Genomic DNA, 16,864 nt, shown 5'->3' on the forward strand with positions numbered 1-16,864 from the left:
TCCGCGCCGGACTTGCCACTTTTTTGAGCACATCTTCCCGCCTGAGCGCCAGAAATCGGACGCAAGGCGGATGCTTCATAGGCTCAGGCGATGAGCATCATTCGCAATCGCTGTTTTTCCTGACAGGCCGCATCTGAATTGATGGGTTTACCGGCGGCCCGGCACTCAGGGCGGCCCACAAACAAATACCGGCCTCAAGCGGGCCTCCCAGACGGAGAGTAAACATGAAACTCAGAATGTTGACCTCGGCCCTTGCCTTGGCGGCGACCCTCGTGTCGCCCCTTCAGGCCGCCGAGAAGCGTGATGGCGAGTTCTGGATGGTGATCGGCGGACGGCAGGCGGTGTCTCATATCGACCCGGGCCAGTCTTACGACTACTCCATCCGCATGATGACCCAGGCCCTCTATGACGGGCTGGTCAAATACACCGGCAACCCGCCCGAGGTCGAGCCGTGGCTTGCCACCGACTGGACGACGTCGGAAGACGGCCTGACCTGGACCTTCAACCTTGCCGAGAACGCCACCTTCCACAACGGCGACCCGGTGACGGCCGAAGCTGTCGTCTATTCCTACCAGCGGGTGCTGGAGATGAACGAGGGCGTGGCGTGGATGCTCTCGGAGATCCTGAAGCCCGAGAACATCAAGGCCACCGGCGAGCACACCGTCGAGTTCACCCTCGACCGCCCCTATGCGCCGTTCCTCTCCTTCCTGCCGTGGTGGTTCATCGTGAACCCGGCGCAGGTTGAGGCCAACGTGGTGGACGGCGACTTCGGCAAGGCATGGCTGGCCGAGAACGATGCAGGCTCCGGCCCCTATGAACTGGAGCGCTTCGACCAGGGCACCGCCTATTGGCTGCGCCGGGACGCCGACTACTGGAAGGGTTTCCCCTACGAGGCTGAGGACATGGGTGGCATCATCTACCGCCTGATCCAGGAAAGCTCCTCGCAGCGGGCCGCGCTGATGTCGGGCGAGGCCGATCTGGTGACCGATCTGACGCCGGAAGAGTTCGAGGTGGTGGGCGCACGGCCCGATATCGAGGTCTCCTCCACCCCGGCGCTCACGACCTTTGGCCTGAAGATGAACACGCAGGGCGAATACACCGGTGATATCAACCTGCGGAAAGCCGTGGCCCATGCGTTTGACTACGAGACCTTTGTGCAGGTCTATAACGGCAACGCCAAGCTCCAGACCTCGCCCTTTGCCGATGCGATCCGCGGCAAGGTGGAGATCGACATGCCGCGGCAGGACCTGACCAAGGCGAAGGAGTTCCTTGCCAAGTCGCAGTGGCCCGAAGGCGGGATCACGCTGGAATACGTGTATGTGCAGGGTCTCGAGCAGCAGCGGCAGATGGGGCTCTCGCTCCTCAACAGCCTGAAGGAGCTGAACATCGAGCTCGAGATGGTGCCGCTGACGTGGCCCAACATGGTGGCCCGTGCCTCCTCGGTCGAGGAAAGCCCCGACCTGCTGGCGATTTTCGCCACCCCGGTGTCGACCGACCCCGATGCGGTTGCGATCCAGTATCACCCGTCGTCCCACGGCAAGTACTACGGCTCGCACTTCGTGGATGACCCCGAACTGGCGGCGATGATCGAAGAGGCCCGCGCGATCTCGGAATGGGAACAGCGTGCGCCGCTCTACGAGCAAATCCAGCAGCGCATTGCCGACATCCAGCCCGAGATCTTCGGGATGCTGCGGCAGCGTCAATTCGCCTACCGGACCTATGTGAAAGGCTATGTCGACAGCCCGATCCGGATGACGGCAGAAGTTGATCTCTACCCGCTTTACATCGAGCCCTGATCCACTCACGGCACCACGTCCGGGCGGCCCAAACGCGGGCCGCCCGGACCCCAATCAAGAAACCGGACCCCGATGCTTAGACTGATCCTGAAACGGCTGGGCCTGATGATCGTGATGCTGCTTGGCCTCGCGGTCATCACATTTACCATCGCCAATGTCGCCCCCGGCGATCCGGCGCGGCTGGCTGCGGGGCCCGATGCTTCCCAAGAGATGGTGGAGCAAGTGCGCGCCGAGCGCGGCTTCGACAAGCCAGTGCCGGTGCGGTTTTTCATCTACCTCGGGCAACTGGCCCGGGGCGATCTGGGCACCTCGGTTTACACCGGGCGCGAGGTGGCACGGGATATTTCGCAGTTTCTGCCCGCGACACTCGAGCTGGTTCTCTTCTCCATCACCATTGCCGTCGTCTTCGGCATCCCGCTGGGGGTGCTGGCCGCCGTTTGGCAGAACAAGGCGGGCGACCACGGAATCCGGCTGCTGGCCGTTTCAGGCGCGGCGCTGCCGATGTTCTGGCTCGGTTTGATGTTGCAATGGTATCTGGCGCTGGAGCTCGACCTCTTTCCGCTCGGCGGACGGCTCGGAGTGTTCGATGACGTGCCGCCCAAGATCACCGGCATGATCACGGTCGACGCGCTGCTGGACGGCGATCCGGCGACCGCCTTTACGGCGCTGTGGCATATGGTGCTGCCCGCCCTCGCCCTCAGCTTGCCCGCGCTTGCCGCGATCATCCGCGTAAACCGCGCCGAAATGCTGGAGGTGCTGGGCCGCGACTATGTGACAAACGCCCGCGCGCAGGGCATCGGCCCCTTCCGCATCATCGCCGCCTACGCCTTGAAAAACGCGATCCTGCCCACGCTGGCGATGATCGGGCTGCGCTTTGGCTGGATGCTCGGCGGCACGGTGCTGGTGGAAGGCGTCTTCGACTTTCCCGGTGTCGGGCTCTACGCCGCAAAGGCTGCGGTGTCGTCTGATTTCGAGCCAATCATGGCCGTGACGCTCATCTTGGGCGCGGCCTTCATGGTCACCAACCTGCTGATCGATCTGGCCTATGCGCTGCTCGATCCGCGTGTCCGCAACCAGATCTGAGGAGGGGTGATGTCTACCGCCACCGCACAGGCCGCCGAGACGGTCGCCCCGCGCCAGATGCGCTTTCGTGAAACCCGCCGGTTGGTGCGCACCTATTCGCGCAGCTTCTCGTCGATGGTCGGGCTGGTGATCGTGCTGATCTTCCTGTTCATCGCCGCTTTCGGCCCGCTTCTGGCCCCCTATCCCGAGGATGCCTATGGCGCGGTGGACTTTGGCGCCAAGCTGCTGCCGCCCTCCGCTGAGCACTGGTTTGGCACCGACCAGGTCGGGCTCGACATTTTCTCTCGCGTGCTGATTGGCGCGCGCACCACGCTGCAGATCGGACTCACCGTGACCGGCATCGCCATTCTGATCGGGGTGCCGCTGGGCCTCATCGCGGGCATGGCGGGCGGCTGGGTGGCCGAAACGATCATGCGGATCACCGATATCTTCCTATCCATCCCTGGGCTGATCCTTGCCATCGCCATCGTCGGCGCGCTCGGGCCGGGGATCGGCAACGCGATGCTTGCGCTCTCGCTCGTCTGGTGGCCGGGCTACGTGCGGCTGGTGCAGGCCAAGACCCTGAGCCAGCGCAACGAGACCTATGTGGATGCCGCCCGCGCGCTTGGCGCGGGGCCGCTGCGGGTGGTGTTCGTGCATGTTCTGCCGAACTGCCTCTCGCCCATCATCGTGAAAGCCTCGATGGACATGGGCCTTGCCATCCTTGGCGCCGCGTCGCTGGGCTTTTTGGGCCTCGGCGCGCAACCGCCCTACCCGGAGTGGGGCGCGATGATCTCGACCGGGCGTGCCTATCTGCCGGACTGGTGGTGGTGCTCGCTCTTCCCCGGGCTGGCGATCTACTTCACCGTGCTCGGCTTCAACCTGCTGGGCGATGGCCTGCGTGACGTTCTGGACCCGAGGCAGCGATGACCGATAGCAGCACCCCCACCCTCGAGATCAAGGATTTCTCGCTCGTCTTCGACACCTTCGATGGCACTTACCATGCCATCGACAAGGTCAATCTCACGCTCCGGCCCGGCGAGGCGATGGGGCTGGTTGGCGAGACCGGCTGCGGCAAGTCGGTACTGACTCGCGCGGCCTTTGGCCTCGTGCCTACCCCGCCTGCGCGGATCACCTCCGGCTCGGTGAAGCTGGAGGGGCGCGAGTTGCTTGGCCTGTCCGACCGCGCGCTGCGCGGCGTGCGCGGCAAAGACGTGGCGATGATCTTTCAGGACCCGATGACCTACCTGAACCCGGTGTTCCGCATCGGCACTCAGCTGGTTGATGCGATCCGGGCGCAATCGGGCGGCAAGGCCAGCAAGGCCGAGGCCCGTGCGCTGGCGCTGGAGATGCTCGAAAAGGTCCATCTGCCCAACCCGGAACGGCAGTTCAGATCGTACCCGCACGAGCTTTCTGGCGGGATGCGCCAGCGGGTGTTGATTGCGATGGCTCTGGCCGCCAAGCCCAAGCTGTTGATTGCCGACGAGCCGACCACCGCGCTGGATGTGACCATTCAGGCCCAGATCCTCGACCTGATGGCAGAGCTGGTCGAAGACATGGGGCTGACGATGATCATGATCTCGCATGATCTTGGCGTGGTTGCGCAGGTCTGCTCGCGCGTGGCGGTCATGTATGCAGGCAAGATCGTGGAGGACGCTCCGATCAGGCAGATTTTCGACGCGCCGTCGCACCCCTACACACAGGGCCTGCTCGCCGCCCTGCCCCACCCGTTCAAGCCGGTGGACAAGCTGGCCTCCATCCCCGGCTCCCTGCCTGACCTGCTGAACCCGCCCGAGGGCTGCCGCTTTGCTGCCCGCTGCGCCAAGGCCCATGCGGCCTGCGCCGCTCCGGTCGACTTTCGAACGGTGGGGCCGGGCCACGAGGTGGCCTGCACTCTCTATGAGCCAGCCGAGACAAAGGAGCATGCCCATGAGCACTGACATGCTCTCCATTCGGAATCTCGATGTGCATTTTCCCATTTCAAAAGGGCAGGTGGTGCGCGCCGTCGATGGTGTGACCCTTTCGCTCAAACCCGGTGAGACCGTGGGCCTCGTGGGCGAGAGCGGCTCGGGCAAGACCACCGTGGGCAAGACAGTGCTGCGGCTGGTGGAGGCGACTGCCGGCGAGATCGACATTGATGGGCTGGATGTGCGCGCGGCGGGGCAGAAAGGCCTGAAGGCGCTGCGGCGCAAGGCGCAGATCATCTTTCAGGACCCGCATTCCTCGCTCAATCCGCGCATGACCATTAGGCGGGCCGTGGCGGAAGGGCTGATTCTGAACACCAGCCTGCGCGGCAATGCGCTGCGCGAGAAGGTGGCGGAGATGCTTATCGCCATGGGGCTGCCGCCGCAGTTTCACGACCGGTTCCCGCATGAACTCTCGGGCGGGCAAAAGCAGCGGGTTTGTATTGCGCGTGCGCTGGTGCTGGAGCCTGACCTGCTGGTACTGGACGAGCCAACCTCGGCGCTCGACGTTTCAGTGCAAGCACAGATCCTCGGCGTGCTGAAGGACTTGCGGCTCAGCCGACCGCGGCTCACCCAGCTGTTCATTTCGCACAACCTCGCTGTGATCCGGTTTCTGTGCGACCGGGTGGCGGTGATGTATCTGGGCAAGATCGTTGAGGAAGGGCCGGTGGCGGAAGTCTTTGGCGACCCGCGCCACCCCTACACCCGCGCGCTGCTCTCGGCGGTGCCGGTGCCCTCGGCGGTGGAACGGCCTGAGCGGCTGCGCCTGACCGGTGACATCCCGAGCCCGGCCAATGTGCCGAAAGGTTGCGCCTTTCACACCCGCTGCCCGATCGCTAAAGTCGGGGTCTGTGACACGCGCGCCCCTGAGCCTGTGCCACTCGGCTCCGGGCGTCAGGCGCTGTGCCACTTTGCAGATCAGACGAAAGGTTCGCTTTCCGCATGAGCTTTCCGCTCGACCGACTGGCCCTTCAGCTGGATTGGAACCTTCTGCGGACCTTCATGGTCATCGTGCAGGAGCGCTCCATCACGGCTGCTGCCGTCCGGCTGAACGTGTCTCAGCCCTCGGTTTCGGCCGCGCTACGGCGGCTGGAGGAGCGGCTGGAACTGCGGCTGGTCGAACGCGGGAGCGGGCAGAATTTTACCATCACGCGGGAGGGCGAGGCGGTTTATCGGGAGTCGCTGGAGATTTACGGCGGCGTCGTGCGCCTCAACGATCTGGCGGCAGAAGGCGGGCGGTCTCTTTCGGGCAACGTGGTTGTCTGCCGGTCGTCGCATCTTGAGATGGACGAGATCACCCCGGTGCTCGAGGAGTTTCGGCAGCAGCACCCGCGCGTGACGCTCTCGATCCGCTCTTCCTCGTGCCACGAGGTCTCGCAGGCGCTGCAGCAGCGAGTCGCGTCGGTGGGGTTTTGCACCCAGATCGACCCGGCGATCCAGCGGCTCAGGGCGCATCCGATCCAGCCGCAGGAGTTTGGTGTTTATTGCGGGCCGAAGCATCCGCTCTTCCGCCAGAGCGCGGTCGATATGGAGGCGCTGGCCACCTGTGATGTGGTCGGCTACGAGGAAGACCGCATGGCTGGTGCGCTCTCGGCGCTTGCGCTGTGGCGGGTCAGAAACGGGATTGGCGGTAAGTTCATCGCCGCCGCGACCGGCATCATCGACCTTTCGGAACTGATTGAAAGCGGCACGGCCATTGGCTGTATGGCCCGTACCCACGCGCTGCGCTACGGCGCGCGGCTCTGGCAGATCCCGATCCAGGCCACGCCGCCGGTGATTGATGTGTTCTCGGTGGTGGATGTGGAGCGGCACATGACGCCGGTGGAAACGGCGCTGCTCGACCATCTGGAAGAGGCCGGGCTGGCCGCACGGCCCATTCCGCGCTCGGAGACCTGAACCTTCAAGCCAAGCGGCTCTTGGCCGTGCGTCGCCCCGGCACGCGCCAGCCCTATCTCGCCTCTTGGCGGCGGGGCGTGGCTTGGATAGACCGGGCCTCCGAGCAGCAGGAGAACGCCCTTGGATCAGACCGCCGACCGCATCGCCCGCACCATCGCGACCGAGATCACCGCCAGCGAGCGGCAGGTGGCCGCCGCCGTTGCGTTGCTGGACGAAGGCGCCACCGTGCCCTTCATCGCGCGCTACCGGAAGGAGGCCACAGGCGGGCTAGATGACACCCAGTTGCGTACATTGGGGGACCGGCTGGTTTACCTGCGCGAGATGGAAAAGCGGCGGGCGGCGATCCTCGAGTCGATCAGCGGTCAGGGCAAACTGACCGACGCACTGGCCCGCGACATCGCCCAGGCCGAGACCAAGGCCGCGCTCGAAGACATCTACCTTCCCTACAAGCCCAAGCGGCGCACCAAGGCGATGATCGCCCGTGAGAACGGGCTGGAGCCGCTGCTGCGGGGCATCCTCGATGACCGGAGGGCTGACCCCAAGATGCTGGCGGAGGGGTTTGTGACCGAAGCTGTCGAGACCCCGGCAGCCGCACTGGAGGGTGCGCGCGACATTCTGATCGAGGAACTGGCAGAGAACGCCACGCTGCTGGGCCGCTTGCGGGCGTTCATGCAGGCCGAAGCGCAGGTGACGGCGCGGGTGGTGCCGGGCAAGGAGGAAGCTGGCGTCAAGTTCTCCGACTATTTCGACCATGCCGAATCCTGGGCCACGATCCCCTCGCACCGGGCGCTCGCCATCCTGCGGGCCTCGAAGGAAGAGATCGTTACGATCAACATCGCGCCGGAGCCTGAGACCGGGCCGGACCGCGCCAAGGGGATCATCTGTTCCGAGATCGGCATTACCGGCGAGGGGCTGGGCGACCTCTGGCTGCGGGCGGCTGCGGATTGGGCGTGGCAGGTGAAGCTCTCACTCTCGATGTATATCGATCTGATGAGCGACCTGCGGCGGCGAGCGCATGAGGAGGCCATTGCCGTCTTTGCCCGCAACCTGCGTGACCTGCTGCTCGCCGCACCGGCGGGTGCGAAAGCCACGCTAGGGCTCGATCCGGGCATACGCACCGGCGTGAAGGCCGCCGTGGTCGATGCCACCGGAAAGCTGGTGGAGACGGCCACGCTCTACCCGTTCCAGCCCAAGATGGATCTGCGCGGCGCACAGGCGTGGATCGCGGCGGCGGTGAAGCGCCACGGGATCGAGTTGATCGCCATCGGCAACGGCACGGCGAGCCGCGAGACCGAGCGCATGGTGGCCGACACGTTGAAGCTGGTCGAAGGCCGCAAGCCGATGAAAGTGGTGGTCTCGGAGGCGGGCGCGAGTGTGTACTCGGCCTCCGAACTGGCGGCGAAGGAGTTCCCCGAGCTCGACGTGAGCCTGCGCGGGGCGGTCAGCATTGCCCGGCGCTTGCAAGACCCGCTGGCGGAGCTGGTCAAGGTGCCGCCTGAGAGCATTGGCGTGGGCCAGTATCAGCATGACGTGGACGAGCGGCGCCTTGCGCAGGCGCTGGAGGGTGTGGTGGAAGATGCGGTGAACGCGGTGGGCGTGGACCTCAACATGGCCTCCGCCCCTCTGCTCGCCCATGTCGCGGGCCTCAGCCCCTCGGTGGCCGCAGCCGTTGTGGCCCATCGCGATACGCATGGCGCCTTTGCCACCCGCGCGGCCCTGCTGAAAGTGGCGGGGCTCGGGCCGCGGGCGTTTGAGCAATGCGCGGGTTTCCTGCGCATCCGCAATGGCGACGAGCCGCTCGATGCCTCCTCTGTCCACCCGGAGGCCTATGACGTGGCGCGCCGGATCGTGGGCGCCTGCGGGCGCGATATCCGCGATATCATGGGCCGCCCGGAAGCGCTGAAGGGCGTGCGCGCGGAGGACTTCGTGAATGACAGTTTCGGCCTGCCGACGGTGCGCGACATTCTCGACGAGCTGGCCAAGCCGGGCCGCGACCCGCGCCCCGAGTTCAAGACGGCGGCCTTTGCCGACGGGGTGGAGGACATCAAGGACCTGAAACCCGGCATGTCGCTCGAAGGGACGGTGACGAACGTGGCGGCCTTTGGTGCTTTCGTAGATATTGGCGTGCATCAGGACGGCCTAGTGCATGTGAGCCAGTTGGCTGACCGGTTCGTGAAAGACCCGCATGAGGTGGTGAAGGCTGGTGACGTGGTGCGCGTGCGGGTGACCGAGGTGGATATCCCCCGCAAGCGGATTGGCCTGACCATGCGCAAGGAGGGCGGCGAACGGCCCGCCGAGCCGCAGAAGCAGGGTGCGGGCAGAGGGCCTGGCAAAGGCGGCGGCACGCATCGGCCCGGCAAGGGCGGACCCGGTGGCAAGGGCGGCGGCAAAGGCGGTGGCGGCAAGCCTGCCTCTCAGGGCGCGCTGGGTGAAGCCCTGCTCTCGGCGATGAAACGCAAGTAAGGCTAAAGCCCGGATCAGGGGCGGCCGAGCTCAGACAGGCTCGGCGGGGGCCTTGGGGCGGTGGGTGTGGAACTTGTCCTTGGGCTCTGTCAGCTTGTCGACCTCGGATTCGAGCATCTGGAGGCCTTTGGGCTTTTTCTCGCGGTAGCGGATGACCTTCTTGAGCTCGGGGAAATATTCCCAATCCCAAGAGGAATAGGCGCCGCCCTGAACGGTGGTCACGGTGCGCATGTTGTATCCGAAGCGGTCTTGGGCAACCACGTCCACGATGACGCCGGCTTTCAGCGGGCATCCCTTGCCGTCGTGCAGGACCCAAGGGCCCCACTCTTCACCGTTTTCGGTCACCCATTTCGTCATGGCGCTGCGCATACCCCTCATGGCGGACAAGATTTTGTCACGATAATGCCATGATATGCCGCCTCGGACGACGGTCAAGCTAGGGGCGGGGAACAGATTGGTTCGCCCGGCGCAACAGTCAGGCGGCGCCTGAGATCGCTGCGCAGATCTGGGTGTGTTTCACTTGGGCGGTGCCCCGGGACAGCTCGGAGCAGGGAGCCATCATGAAGACCGAGGCGCTCTCGTTCACCCTGCGATAGTGCAGGCTCTGCGAGGAGGAATGGACAACGAAGGCCAGTTCGCGGGCCTCTTCGCCCTCGACGCCGAAAGTCGTCAGCCATTTGTCGGCGATGGCACGGAAACTCGTTCCGACGGTCTGACAGGCAGCTTCATCACCTTTGAGCACGATGCAGTCCTCCGGCGTGGAGGGGTTGAACAGGCCTATGAGCGTGCCGTCTCCAGAGGTGTCCACGAGGGGGCCGACAGCGGCGATGAGGCCGGTGTCGGTGCGGGCCTCCGGCTGAGGCTCCGGCTGCACTTCAATCGCGGCTTCGGGCTCCTCTGCCACGTCGGAAGCTTCCGCTTCGGGGGCAGCTTCGGCTGCTGTCGGGCGCTTCCGGCGCTCTCCGATCTCGACATAGATCTCGCCCGACATGCGGTCGAGCTGGCGCAGGATCTCGGCGGCACCGGTATTCTGCCAGTCTGCCTCCGATTTGGCGCTCTGCTCGATCCGGGCGCGGGAATTGGTGACCAGAACCCGGCTGTCGAAGTAGTCTGCAGTTTCACGCTCCATCCGGCCCATGACCTTTTCGGCATCCGCCTTGCGGCGGAACTTGTCGGCGCGGGAGACGGCGAGGATGCAGCGCTTGGGGCGGGCATCGCCCAGCTCATCGACGATGGTCTTTTCGGTCAGGCGCCAGGCCTGCGAGGCAATGGTGACCCAGATCAGGATATCGGCCGAGCGGACCAGCGCCTTGTGGCCGTCGTCCAGCTCTTCGGCGGTGCTCAGGGGCAGTTCGACGAACTCGTAGGCGGCGAGATCCTGCATGGCATGCCTGACCTGAATGCTCTCGATCCGCGGCTGGCCCTCGGCATCAACCTCGGGCGGGCTGTCATGCGCGTTGAGGTCTTCGTCCATGTACTGGATGCCGGTGTCTTCATCGAACTCGGCAAAGACGGTTGGCCGGAGATCGTTGCCGAGGTTGTCGGTGAGCAGGTTCTCCCGAAGCAGGGCATTCAGCATCGCCGACTTGCCGGCGCGGACTTCGCCACAGATGGCCACACGGATGACAGGGCGGTCGGAAGGCGCAACTTGATCAGACATTTGGACTACTTGGTTGGGGCCGCAACAGGGTTAGGCGGCGCTGGAAAGTTTGGGACGTTGGAGGCTGGTGTCGAGCGCCGCGAGGTTGATCAGGCGATGCTGGAGCACCTCGATCTTGCTCTGGAGCGAGTTCGACATGGCCGCCCGTGCGGCAGGATCCCGTGCCAGCTTCTCGAGCGCCATCTTGTCACGCTTCAGCTGGTGGGTCTGCTCGTTGAGGGTGACCTCGATCATGCGCTGGAACACCCGCACGCGCGACATGCCAGCCGTTGCACGCTCGACCTGCGCCTCGTTGAAGGCGCCGAGGATCTTCTCGACCGGCGGGCGCAACTCTTCGGCGGCGATGGCGCGCAGGGCTTCCATCGTCTTGTCGACGTTGACGGTTTTCTTGGCCCAGAACTTCCAGCCACGGTCGGTGATGAGATCCACGTTCATGGACTTCTTGGCGAGCAGAAGCGTGGAGGAAAACTCGTCGTAGGGAAGGCTGTCGAGCGCGATGTTCTCGGCCTCGTCCTTGAAGTTCTCCTGAACCTTCTGACGGCAGGCGTGCAGGCAGTTGCTCAGGGCAACGTCGGTGCCCGCGCGGGACTTCTGGAAGCCTGCGGTCACATCTTGCTCGATGGCTGCCTGAAGCGGCGCGAGGTCGATTTCGAGCGCCTTGCCGGATCCGCCCGAGACCTTGTCGCGGAACACGCGGTCGGCGAGCGCCTGCTGTTGCCCTTCGACGAAGGTATCGATCTGCCCGACAAGCTTGCTTTCGAGCTTGGACCAGGACTTGGAGATCACCAGCTCGATCTGACGATCGGCATTTTCGATGTACTCCTCGAGCGCGTCGTTCACCGAATTCAGCTTGTCGATATCGGCGGCCAGTTCCTGCGCGGCCTCTTCGGCCAGATCGGCCTGCACGCTTTCCACCTGGCTGTGGACGGTATCGCGCTCTTTCTTGGCGACGAATTGCGCGGCGCTCAGCTCGGCGCGGATATCGCCCAGCAGTTGGGCGAGCTGACCGCGGCCAACGCCGTTGTCGATGGTTTCAGAGAGGGCGCGCTTCACGTCATCAAGGCCGGAGGCCAACAGGAGACGGTCGGCCTGATCCATCGGGACCTTGCCATACTTGGTCTGCAGGTAGGCCATCAGCTCGGGGGTATCGAGCGCATCGCGGGCCTCGGCGGCCTCGTCATCCATGCGCATGGCGACATTGGCCATGTGGGCACTGCCGGCGACGACGCGGAAATCCATGTTCGGGATCGCCTTGCGCAGACGACGCTCGACGTCCTGCATCACCTTGGGGACTTCGAGGTTGTAATCGTCCAGCTCGTCGATCCGGTTCACGAAGATCAGCACGTCCTTCTCATCCTGCTTGGCGAGGATGCGGATGAGCGCGATGTCGACATCGGTAAGCGGCTGGTGGGCCGAGAGGGCCACGAGGAACACATCGGACTTGTCGAGACTGCGGCAGGTGAACTCGTCGCGCACAAGGAACGGGTCGTTCACACCGGGGGTGTCGGTCACGATGGTGGGCACCTGGAACTCGGGCAGGCGCATGTAGGCGTTGGCGACCTTGGTCAGGGCGGCGTAGCGACCGAGAGAGTCACGCTCAAGGCCTTCGTCGGAGCCGGGGCCGGCGCAGACATAGCGCTTGAGCAGGTCGGGCGTCAGGAAGTCGTACTCGTGCGAGGTGCCAAGAAGGGTGTGATAGTGCTGGCCCAGCCGCCGCTGAGCCCGCTGTTTCATCTGCTCGCTCTGCACCTTGAGCAGGTCGGTATCAAAGCCGGGCAGAAGCTGCTCGGTCAGTTTGCGAATGCGCGAGCCGCCGTCGATGATCTCCTGCCAGTCCTTCTCGTCGAAAAAGTCGAACTTGGCACCGGACACCGGATCGCCGGGGATGTTGACGCGGATGTTCGTAACCACCGAGGTCCAGGGGTTCACGTCGGACGGCAGGAAATCATCCTGCTGAAGCAGGGCGTTCATGAAGGTGGACTTGCCGGCCTTCACCTGACCGATCACGGCGACGCGGGCGGCCCAACCATTTAGCTTTTCGCGCAGGTCACGGACGTTCTGACGGCCTTTGCGGTCGACGCATTTTTCGAAGCTGTCCAGCGACGAATGAAGGAACTCGAGCTCCGCCTTGAGTTTGGGTGCGATTTGCATTGTTACCTACCGTTCATTCGTGACTTGGTTTCGCGTTCGAAGGCTGTTGAGTGCGACGAGGGATCGTCGCCGGAGAACGTGCTTCCGTTCTCTTCGAGCATCGAGATGTAACGCTCGACGCAGGACAGGATCGCTGCCGGATCAGAGGCATCTTCGTCCTCGATCATCTCGTTCCAGGCAGCGCGGAAGGCCGAAACCTCCGTTGCGGTCCGGGGCGTGGGTGTATCGACGTTCAGCTGCAGGATCTCGCCGCCCATCTCGAAGGCGGGCGCAGCCAGGTCGATTGCCGTTTCGCTGCGCTCGAAGCGCTTGGGCATGACCTTGGGGGCCTCAGGCAGTTGCGGCGCGGCGGGGGCGGGTTCGCTCTCCCAGCGGCGTGTCAGCTCTTCGAGAACCGGGTTCTTGCTGCCTGCAAGGTCGGACAGCTCCGAGACGATGCCGCCCAGCGTGCCTGAGACGCGCTCCACCTGATCGGGGCGGATGAGGGAGGCCATCTCGAAATGGCTGAAGTATTTCTTGGCTTCGCGCCGCACGCGGCGCATGACCCGCTCGGCGGTGCGCTCGTCGGGCATGCGGTCGGCGTGCGTGACGAGCATAAGCGCCGGGCCGACGAGATGCTCGGGCAGCTCGTCCCAGACAGACTTTTCGCTCTGCCGCCAAGCCTGGGTGGCGTTGGTGCACCACACGGCCATATCGGCGAACTCCATCATCCGCTCCCAGCTCTCGGCGGCAATGCCGGGATCGGAGCTTCCGGGGGTGTCGATGATCTCGAAGGTCTTGAGGATCTCGGCCGGGTGGGAGACGACGCAGTAGTGCGTGTCTTCGACCGAGATGTCCTTGAGCGTGTCGAGATCACGCACATTGCCCTCGAGGTCGACGGCAGCGATGCGGTTATGCCCGGACACCAGCCAGACCGGCGGGAGCGCGGTGGCGGTCACATTGGAGGGGAGCACATCGGCGCCCAGAAGCCCAGTAATAAGGCGTGTTTTGCCCGCGCTGAACTCGCCCGCGATGATGACGCGCGGCTTGCGCGGCGCGGCGACTGGGGCGGGCGCGGGGGCGTCCACAACGGGGGACGCGGGGCGCGCTTTGGCGGCTCTTCGCTTTCGGTAGCTCATGCTGACAACCTCTGCAAAATGCTCGCTGTCTCGTCGTCCTCGCGCTCGGTTTTGGTGACGCCCTTGGCGGCGTGCTCGAGGATGGCCTGGCAGAACTCGCCTTGATCGAAGGCGAACCGCTCGACGATGTCACGGGTGGCCGAGACAGCCGGATCAAAGAAACCCGTGATGAGGTCGTCGATGAGCGGTGCGGTTTCGGCCACGATGGCCGAGCGATAGCGCTTTACCGCCGCGTTCTTGCGCCCGAACCGCCAGTGCTTGCGCCACCAGCTGCCTTGCAGGTCCAGCGAGAGTGTTCTCGCCAGCACCGTGGGCGCCTTGTGCTGGGCCTGCTCGGGGAATTCGATAGAGCTGCCTTCGCGGAAAACGAACATGTCGTTCTCGAGAATTTCCTGAATGCCGTCGAGGATGTCGTCGAACGCCCCCTCCCCCTCTCTGCGTAGCTTTGCGCAGGACGAAAGGAAGGCGGTTTTCATCATCATCCGCAGGCTTGTGGGATCGTGGTTCCAGGTGCCGGCCTCGCCGAAGGTGTCGATCTGGGCCTGAAGCGCGGAAAGCGCAGACTCCACGAAGTTTTCCTGTGCCCGCCCGAGCCGCTCACGCAGATTGTCGGTCAGCTCCTTGGCCCGTTCATCGAAGCCATTGAGGCACTTGTCCCGGAGATCGGCCAGCTTCACCTTCAGCTCGACCGGGGAGACGTTGATGTTGGCGCCGCCGCTGTCGGCCACCGACTCCACCGTCTCGCTCATCTCGATGATGTTATCGAGCTCGTTCTTGATGTCTTTCAGGAAGGCCTCGCCGGGGCCGTCGATCACCCGCTGGGCGATGGCCTTCAGCAACTCGCGGACGCCGGAAGCCTCCATCGCGCGCTGGCGCAGAGTTTCGATGTCGTCGGTGTCGTCGCCGTCGAAGATCCGGGCCAGCGAGGCTTTGCTGGCCTCGAGCATGGTGTCCTGGTTCGAGATGGCGAAGTTTGCCCAGTAGCCGGAGCCGAAGAGGATATCGATGCTGTTGCCGACGCCGAGGCGGGTGAGGGTTTTCTGGATGGATGCCCGGATGTTGGCCTGTTCGGCCTCCGGGTCTTCGAGCTCGTCGATCCGGTTGACGAAGATCAGCACTTCGCGGGCATCCACGCTGCAGATGATCCGCAGCAGCGCGAGGTCCATCGTGGAGAGAGCTTGGTGAGCCGAAAGCACGACCACGCAGACACGGCTGTCGCTGATGGCGTTGAGCGTGATCTGCTCGCGCATCATGAAAGTGTCGTTCACGCCGGGCGTGTCACGCAGGCACAGGCCCTTGGGCAGGTGCGGCAGGTCGATGTAGAGATCGGCGGTTTTGGTGATGTCGGCGTAGACACCTTCGGTCGCGCCGTCTTCCAGATCGTCGGGGTCGCCGTAGCAGATGTAACGGTCGATCGTGTCGTGATCGAGGTCGGGATAGGTGTGGCTGCTGCCGAGCAGCTCGTGGAACTCGTCGCCGAGGCGGGCCTCGGTCGTCTCACGCATCTCGGCCACCTGCGCCTTGACCTCATCGGCCTCGCGCTCGAAGCCGGACCGGTTGGCCATTTCACCCAGGCGTCCGCCGGTCGCAACGAGGCGATCCCACTCACCCTGATCGAAGAACCGGAAGACGGCTCGCGTGTTCAAGGGGCGGTGGCGGCTGTTGAGGTGAAGCGCGGTGATGACGGACGTCCAGGGATTGACGTCTGACGGCAGAAGATTGGTTTCGCCGAGGATGGCGTTCATCAGCGTGCTCTTGCCGGCCTTGATCTGGCCGATCACGCTGACCGAAGGCTCGAATGCCTTGATCTTTTCGAGGACGTCCTCGAGAGGCGCCTCCGCGAAGGACAGGGCGACTTCCGAATACTCGTTGATGGCGTTTTCAACTTCATCGATCCGGCCCCAGAAGCTGTTCAGCTCCCGAAAACCTTCCTGATACCCATCGAACTTTCCGCTTTTGACGGACATCGTAACCCTCACCGTCCTGAATGTGCTCCCGTAAATTGGCCCCACTGTGTCCGGGATACTTGGGCCGGGGTGCGCGCCGCCGATCCGCTCGGCGGCGCGCGAACCTCAGATCATCAGATCTTCAGCGTGCCTTCGATGTTCTTCACAGCGAGGCGAGCCAGGCCGAGGTTGGCCTTCTTGCGGTCGAGGGCCACGTAGACGAAGACCATCGGGTTCGACGCCAGCGGGCGGATCAGGTGCAGCTGGGTGCCCAGCGAGATCAGGATGTCTTCGATGTGGTCGTCGAGGCCGAGAGCCTTCATGGCTTCGTTCTTGGCGCGAACCACTTCGGTATTCGCAGCGCCGGCGGCTTCGATGTCGAATTTGTGGGCGCTGGTTTCGTTGGCGAGCATCAGGCCGGATTCACCGTCCACGAGGCAGGCGGCGATGAAGCCTTGGATGTTCGCGAGTTCAGAGATGTCAGTCGAGATATTGGCCATTGTTTCACTCCAGTAGTAGGCTGCAATGGCAACAACCTGCTGAGTTCTCATGTTAAATATTCGCCCAGATTGTGGTAATTTTTCATTTAATAAAGTTTTTAAAGCGCTAAGCGCCGCGCAACTCGCGATTGCGCCGAAATTAGCTTAAAACCTATTAAAATTGGTACTACCCGAGAATGCCGACTTTTTCACGCAACTGTAGAGTGAAATTGTTGACAGTTCTGCCTTCGGATTTCCACATTCCGCCACATTGTGCCACGCAAAGACACAGGTTGCCCTGATGTCACCTTTGGTCGAGAGGGCGCCGC

13 protein-coding genes are annotated in these 16,864 nt (G+C 64.0%); 7 read left to right on the forward strand and 6 right to left on the reverse strand.

The features are described 5' to 3' along the window. Window positions 1-224 precede the first annotated feature (224 nt). From KUV38_RS13770 to KUV38_RS13800, 7 genes are all read left to right on the forward strand, one after another. Complete coding sequence (locus tag KUV38_RS13770) at window positions 225-1,796, forward strand: ABC transporter substrate-binding protein (protein ID WP_222470593.1); 1,572 nt, start codon at window positions 225-227, stop codon at window positions 1,794-1,796. A gap of 72 nt (window positions 1,797-1,868) precedes the next feature. Next, window positions 1,869-2,879, forward strand: coding sequence for an ABC transporter permease (locus KUV38_RS13775; RefSeq protein WP_222470594.1), 1,011 nt, complete (start codon window positions 1,869-1,871; stop codon window positions 2,877-2,879). A 9-nt stretch (window positions 2,880-2,888) separates the two neighbouring features. After that, a complete protein-coding gene (locus KUV38_RS13780; protein ID WP_261385230.1) occupies window positions 2,889-3,788 on the forward strand; it encodes an ABC transporter permease in 900 nt (299 codons plus the stop codon). Continuing rightward, the gene (locus KUV38_RS13785) at window positions 3,785-4,798 is read left to right on the forward strand and encodes an ABC transporter ATP-binding protein (protein ID WP_222470595.1); all 1,014 of its coding nucleotides are present in this window, start codon (window positions 3,785-3,787) and stop codon (window positions 4,796-4,798) included. Before KUV38_RS13780 ends, KUV38_RS13785 begins: the two co-directional genes overlap by 4 nt. Further along, complete coding sequence (locus tag KUV38_RS13790; protein ID WP_222470596.1) at window positions 4,788-5,768, forward strand: ABC transporter ATP-binding protein; 981 nt, start codon at window positions 4,788-4,790, stop codon at window positions 5,766-5,768. Before KUV38_RS13785 ends, KUV38_RS13790 begins: the two co-directional genes overlap by 11 nt. Then, window positions 5,765-6,718 carry a LysR family transcriptional regulator gene (locus KUV38_RS13795; protein ID WP_222470597.1) on the forward strand — a complete coding sequence of 318 codons (954 nt, stop codon included), beginning with the start codon at window positions 5,765-5,767 and terminating at the stop codon, window positions 6,716-6,718. Before KUV38_RS13790 ends, KUV38_RS13795 begins: the two co-directional genes overlap by 4 nt. A gap of 120 nt (window positions 6,719-6,838) precedes the next feature. Beyond that, window positions 6,839-9,181 (forward strand): Tex family protein, encoded by a 2,343-nt coding sequence (locus KUV38_RS13800; protein WP_222470598.1) that lies wholly within the window; start codon window positions 6,839-6,841, stop codon window positions 9,179-9,181. 30 nt (window positions 9,182-9,211) lie between these two features. Here the strand turns inward: KUV38_RS13800 and KUV38_RS13805 are convergent, their stop codons facing one another. The 6 genes from KUV38_RS13805 to KUV38_RS13830 all read right to left on the reverse strand — a co-directional run bounded on the left by KUV38_RS13805 (window position 9,212) and on the right by KUV38_RS13830 (window position 16,607). After that, the gene (locus KUV38_RS13805) at window positions 9,212-9,538 is read right to left on the reverse strand and encodes a hypothetical protein (protein WP_222470599.1); all 327 of its coding nucleotides are present in this window, start codon (window positions 9,536-9,538) and stop codon (window positions 9,212-9,214) included. Window positions 9,539-9,656: 118 nt separating this feature from the next. After that, window positions 9,657-10,841 (reverse strand): hypothetical protein, encoded by a 1,185-nt coding sequence (locus KUV38_RS13810; protein ID WP_222470600.1) that lies wholly within the window; start codon window positions 10,839-10,841, stop codon window positions 9,657-9,659. Between the two features lie 30 nt (window positions 10,842-10,871). Beyond that, window positions 10,872-12,992, reverse strand: coding sequence for a dynamin family protein (locus KUV38_RS13815; protein ID WP_222470601.1), 2,121 nt, complete (start codon window positions 12,990-12,992; stop codon window positions 10,872-10,874). Between the two features lie 2 nt (window positions 12,993-12,994). Further along, window positions 12,995-14,110, reverse strand: coding sequence for a hypothetical protein (locus tag KUV38_RS13820; protein WP_222470602.1), 1,116 nt, complete (start codon window positions 14,108-14,110; stop codon window positions 12,995-12,997). Further along, window positions 14,107-16,077 carry a dynamin family protein gene (locus KUV38_RS13825; protein ID WP_222470603.1) on the reverse strand — a complete coding sequence of 657 codons (1,971 nt, stop codon included), beginning with the start codon at window positions 16,075-16,077 and terminating at the stop codon, window positions 14,107-14,109. The genes KUV38_RS13820 and KUV38_RS13825 overlap by 4 nt, the downstream gene beginning before the upstream one ends. 113 nt (window positions 16,078-16,190) lie before the next feature. Beyond that, window positions 16,191-16,607: a roadblock/LC7 domain-containing protein gene (locus tag KUV38_RS13830; RefSeq protein ID WP_222470604.1), complete on the reverse strand. Its 417-nt coding sequence runs from the start codon at window positions 16,605-16,607 to the stop codon at window positions 16,191-16,193. Window positions 16,608-16,864: the final 257 nt, after the last annotated feature.

Origin of the sequence: Vannielia litorea (assembly GCF_019801175.1) — a bacterium.
Lineage (GTDB): Bacteria > Pseudomonadota > Alphaproteobacteria > Rhodobacterales > Rhodobacteraceae > Vannielia > Vannielia litorea_B.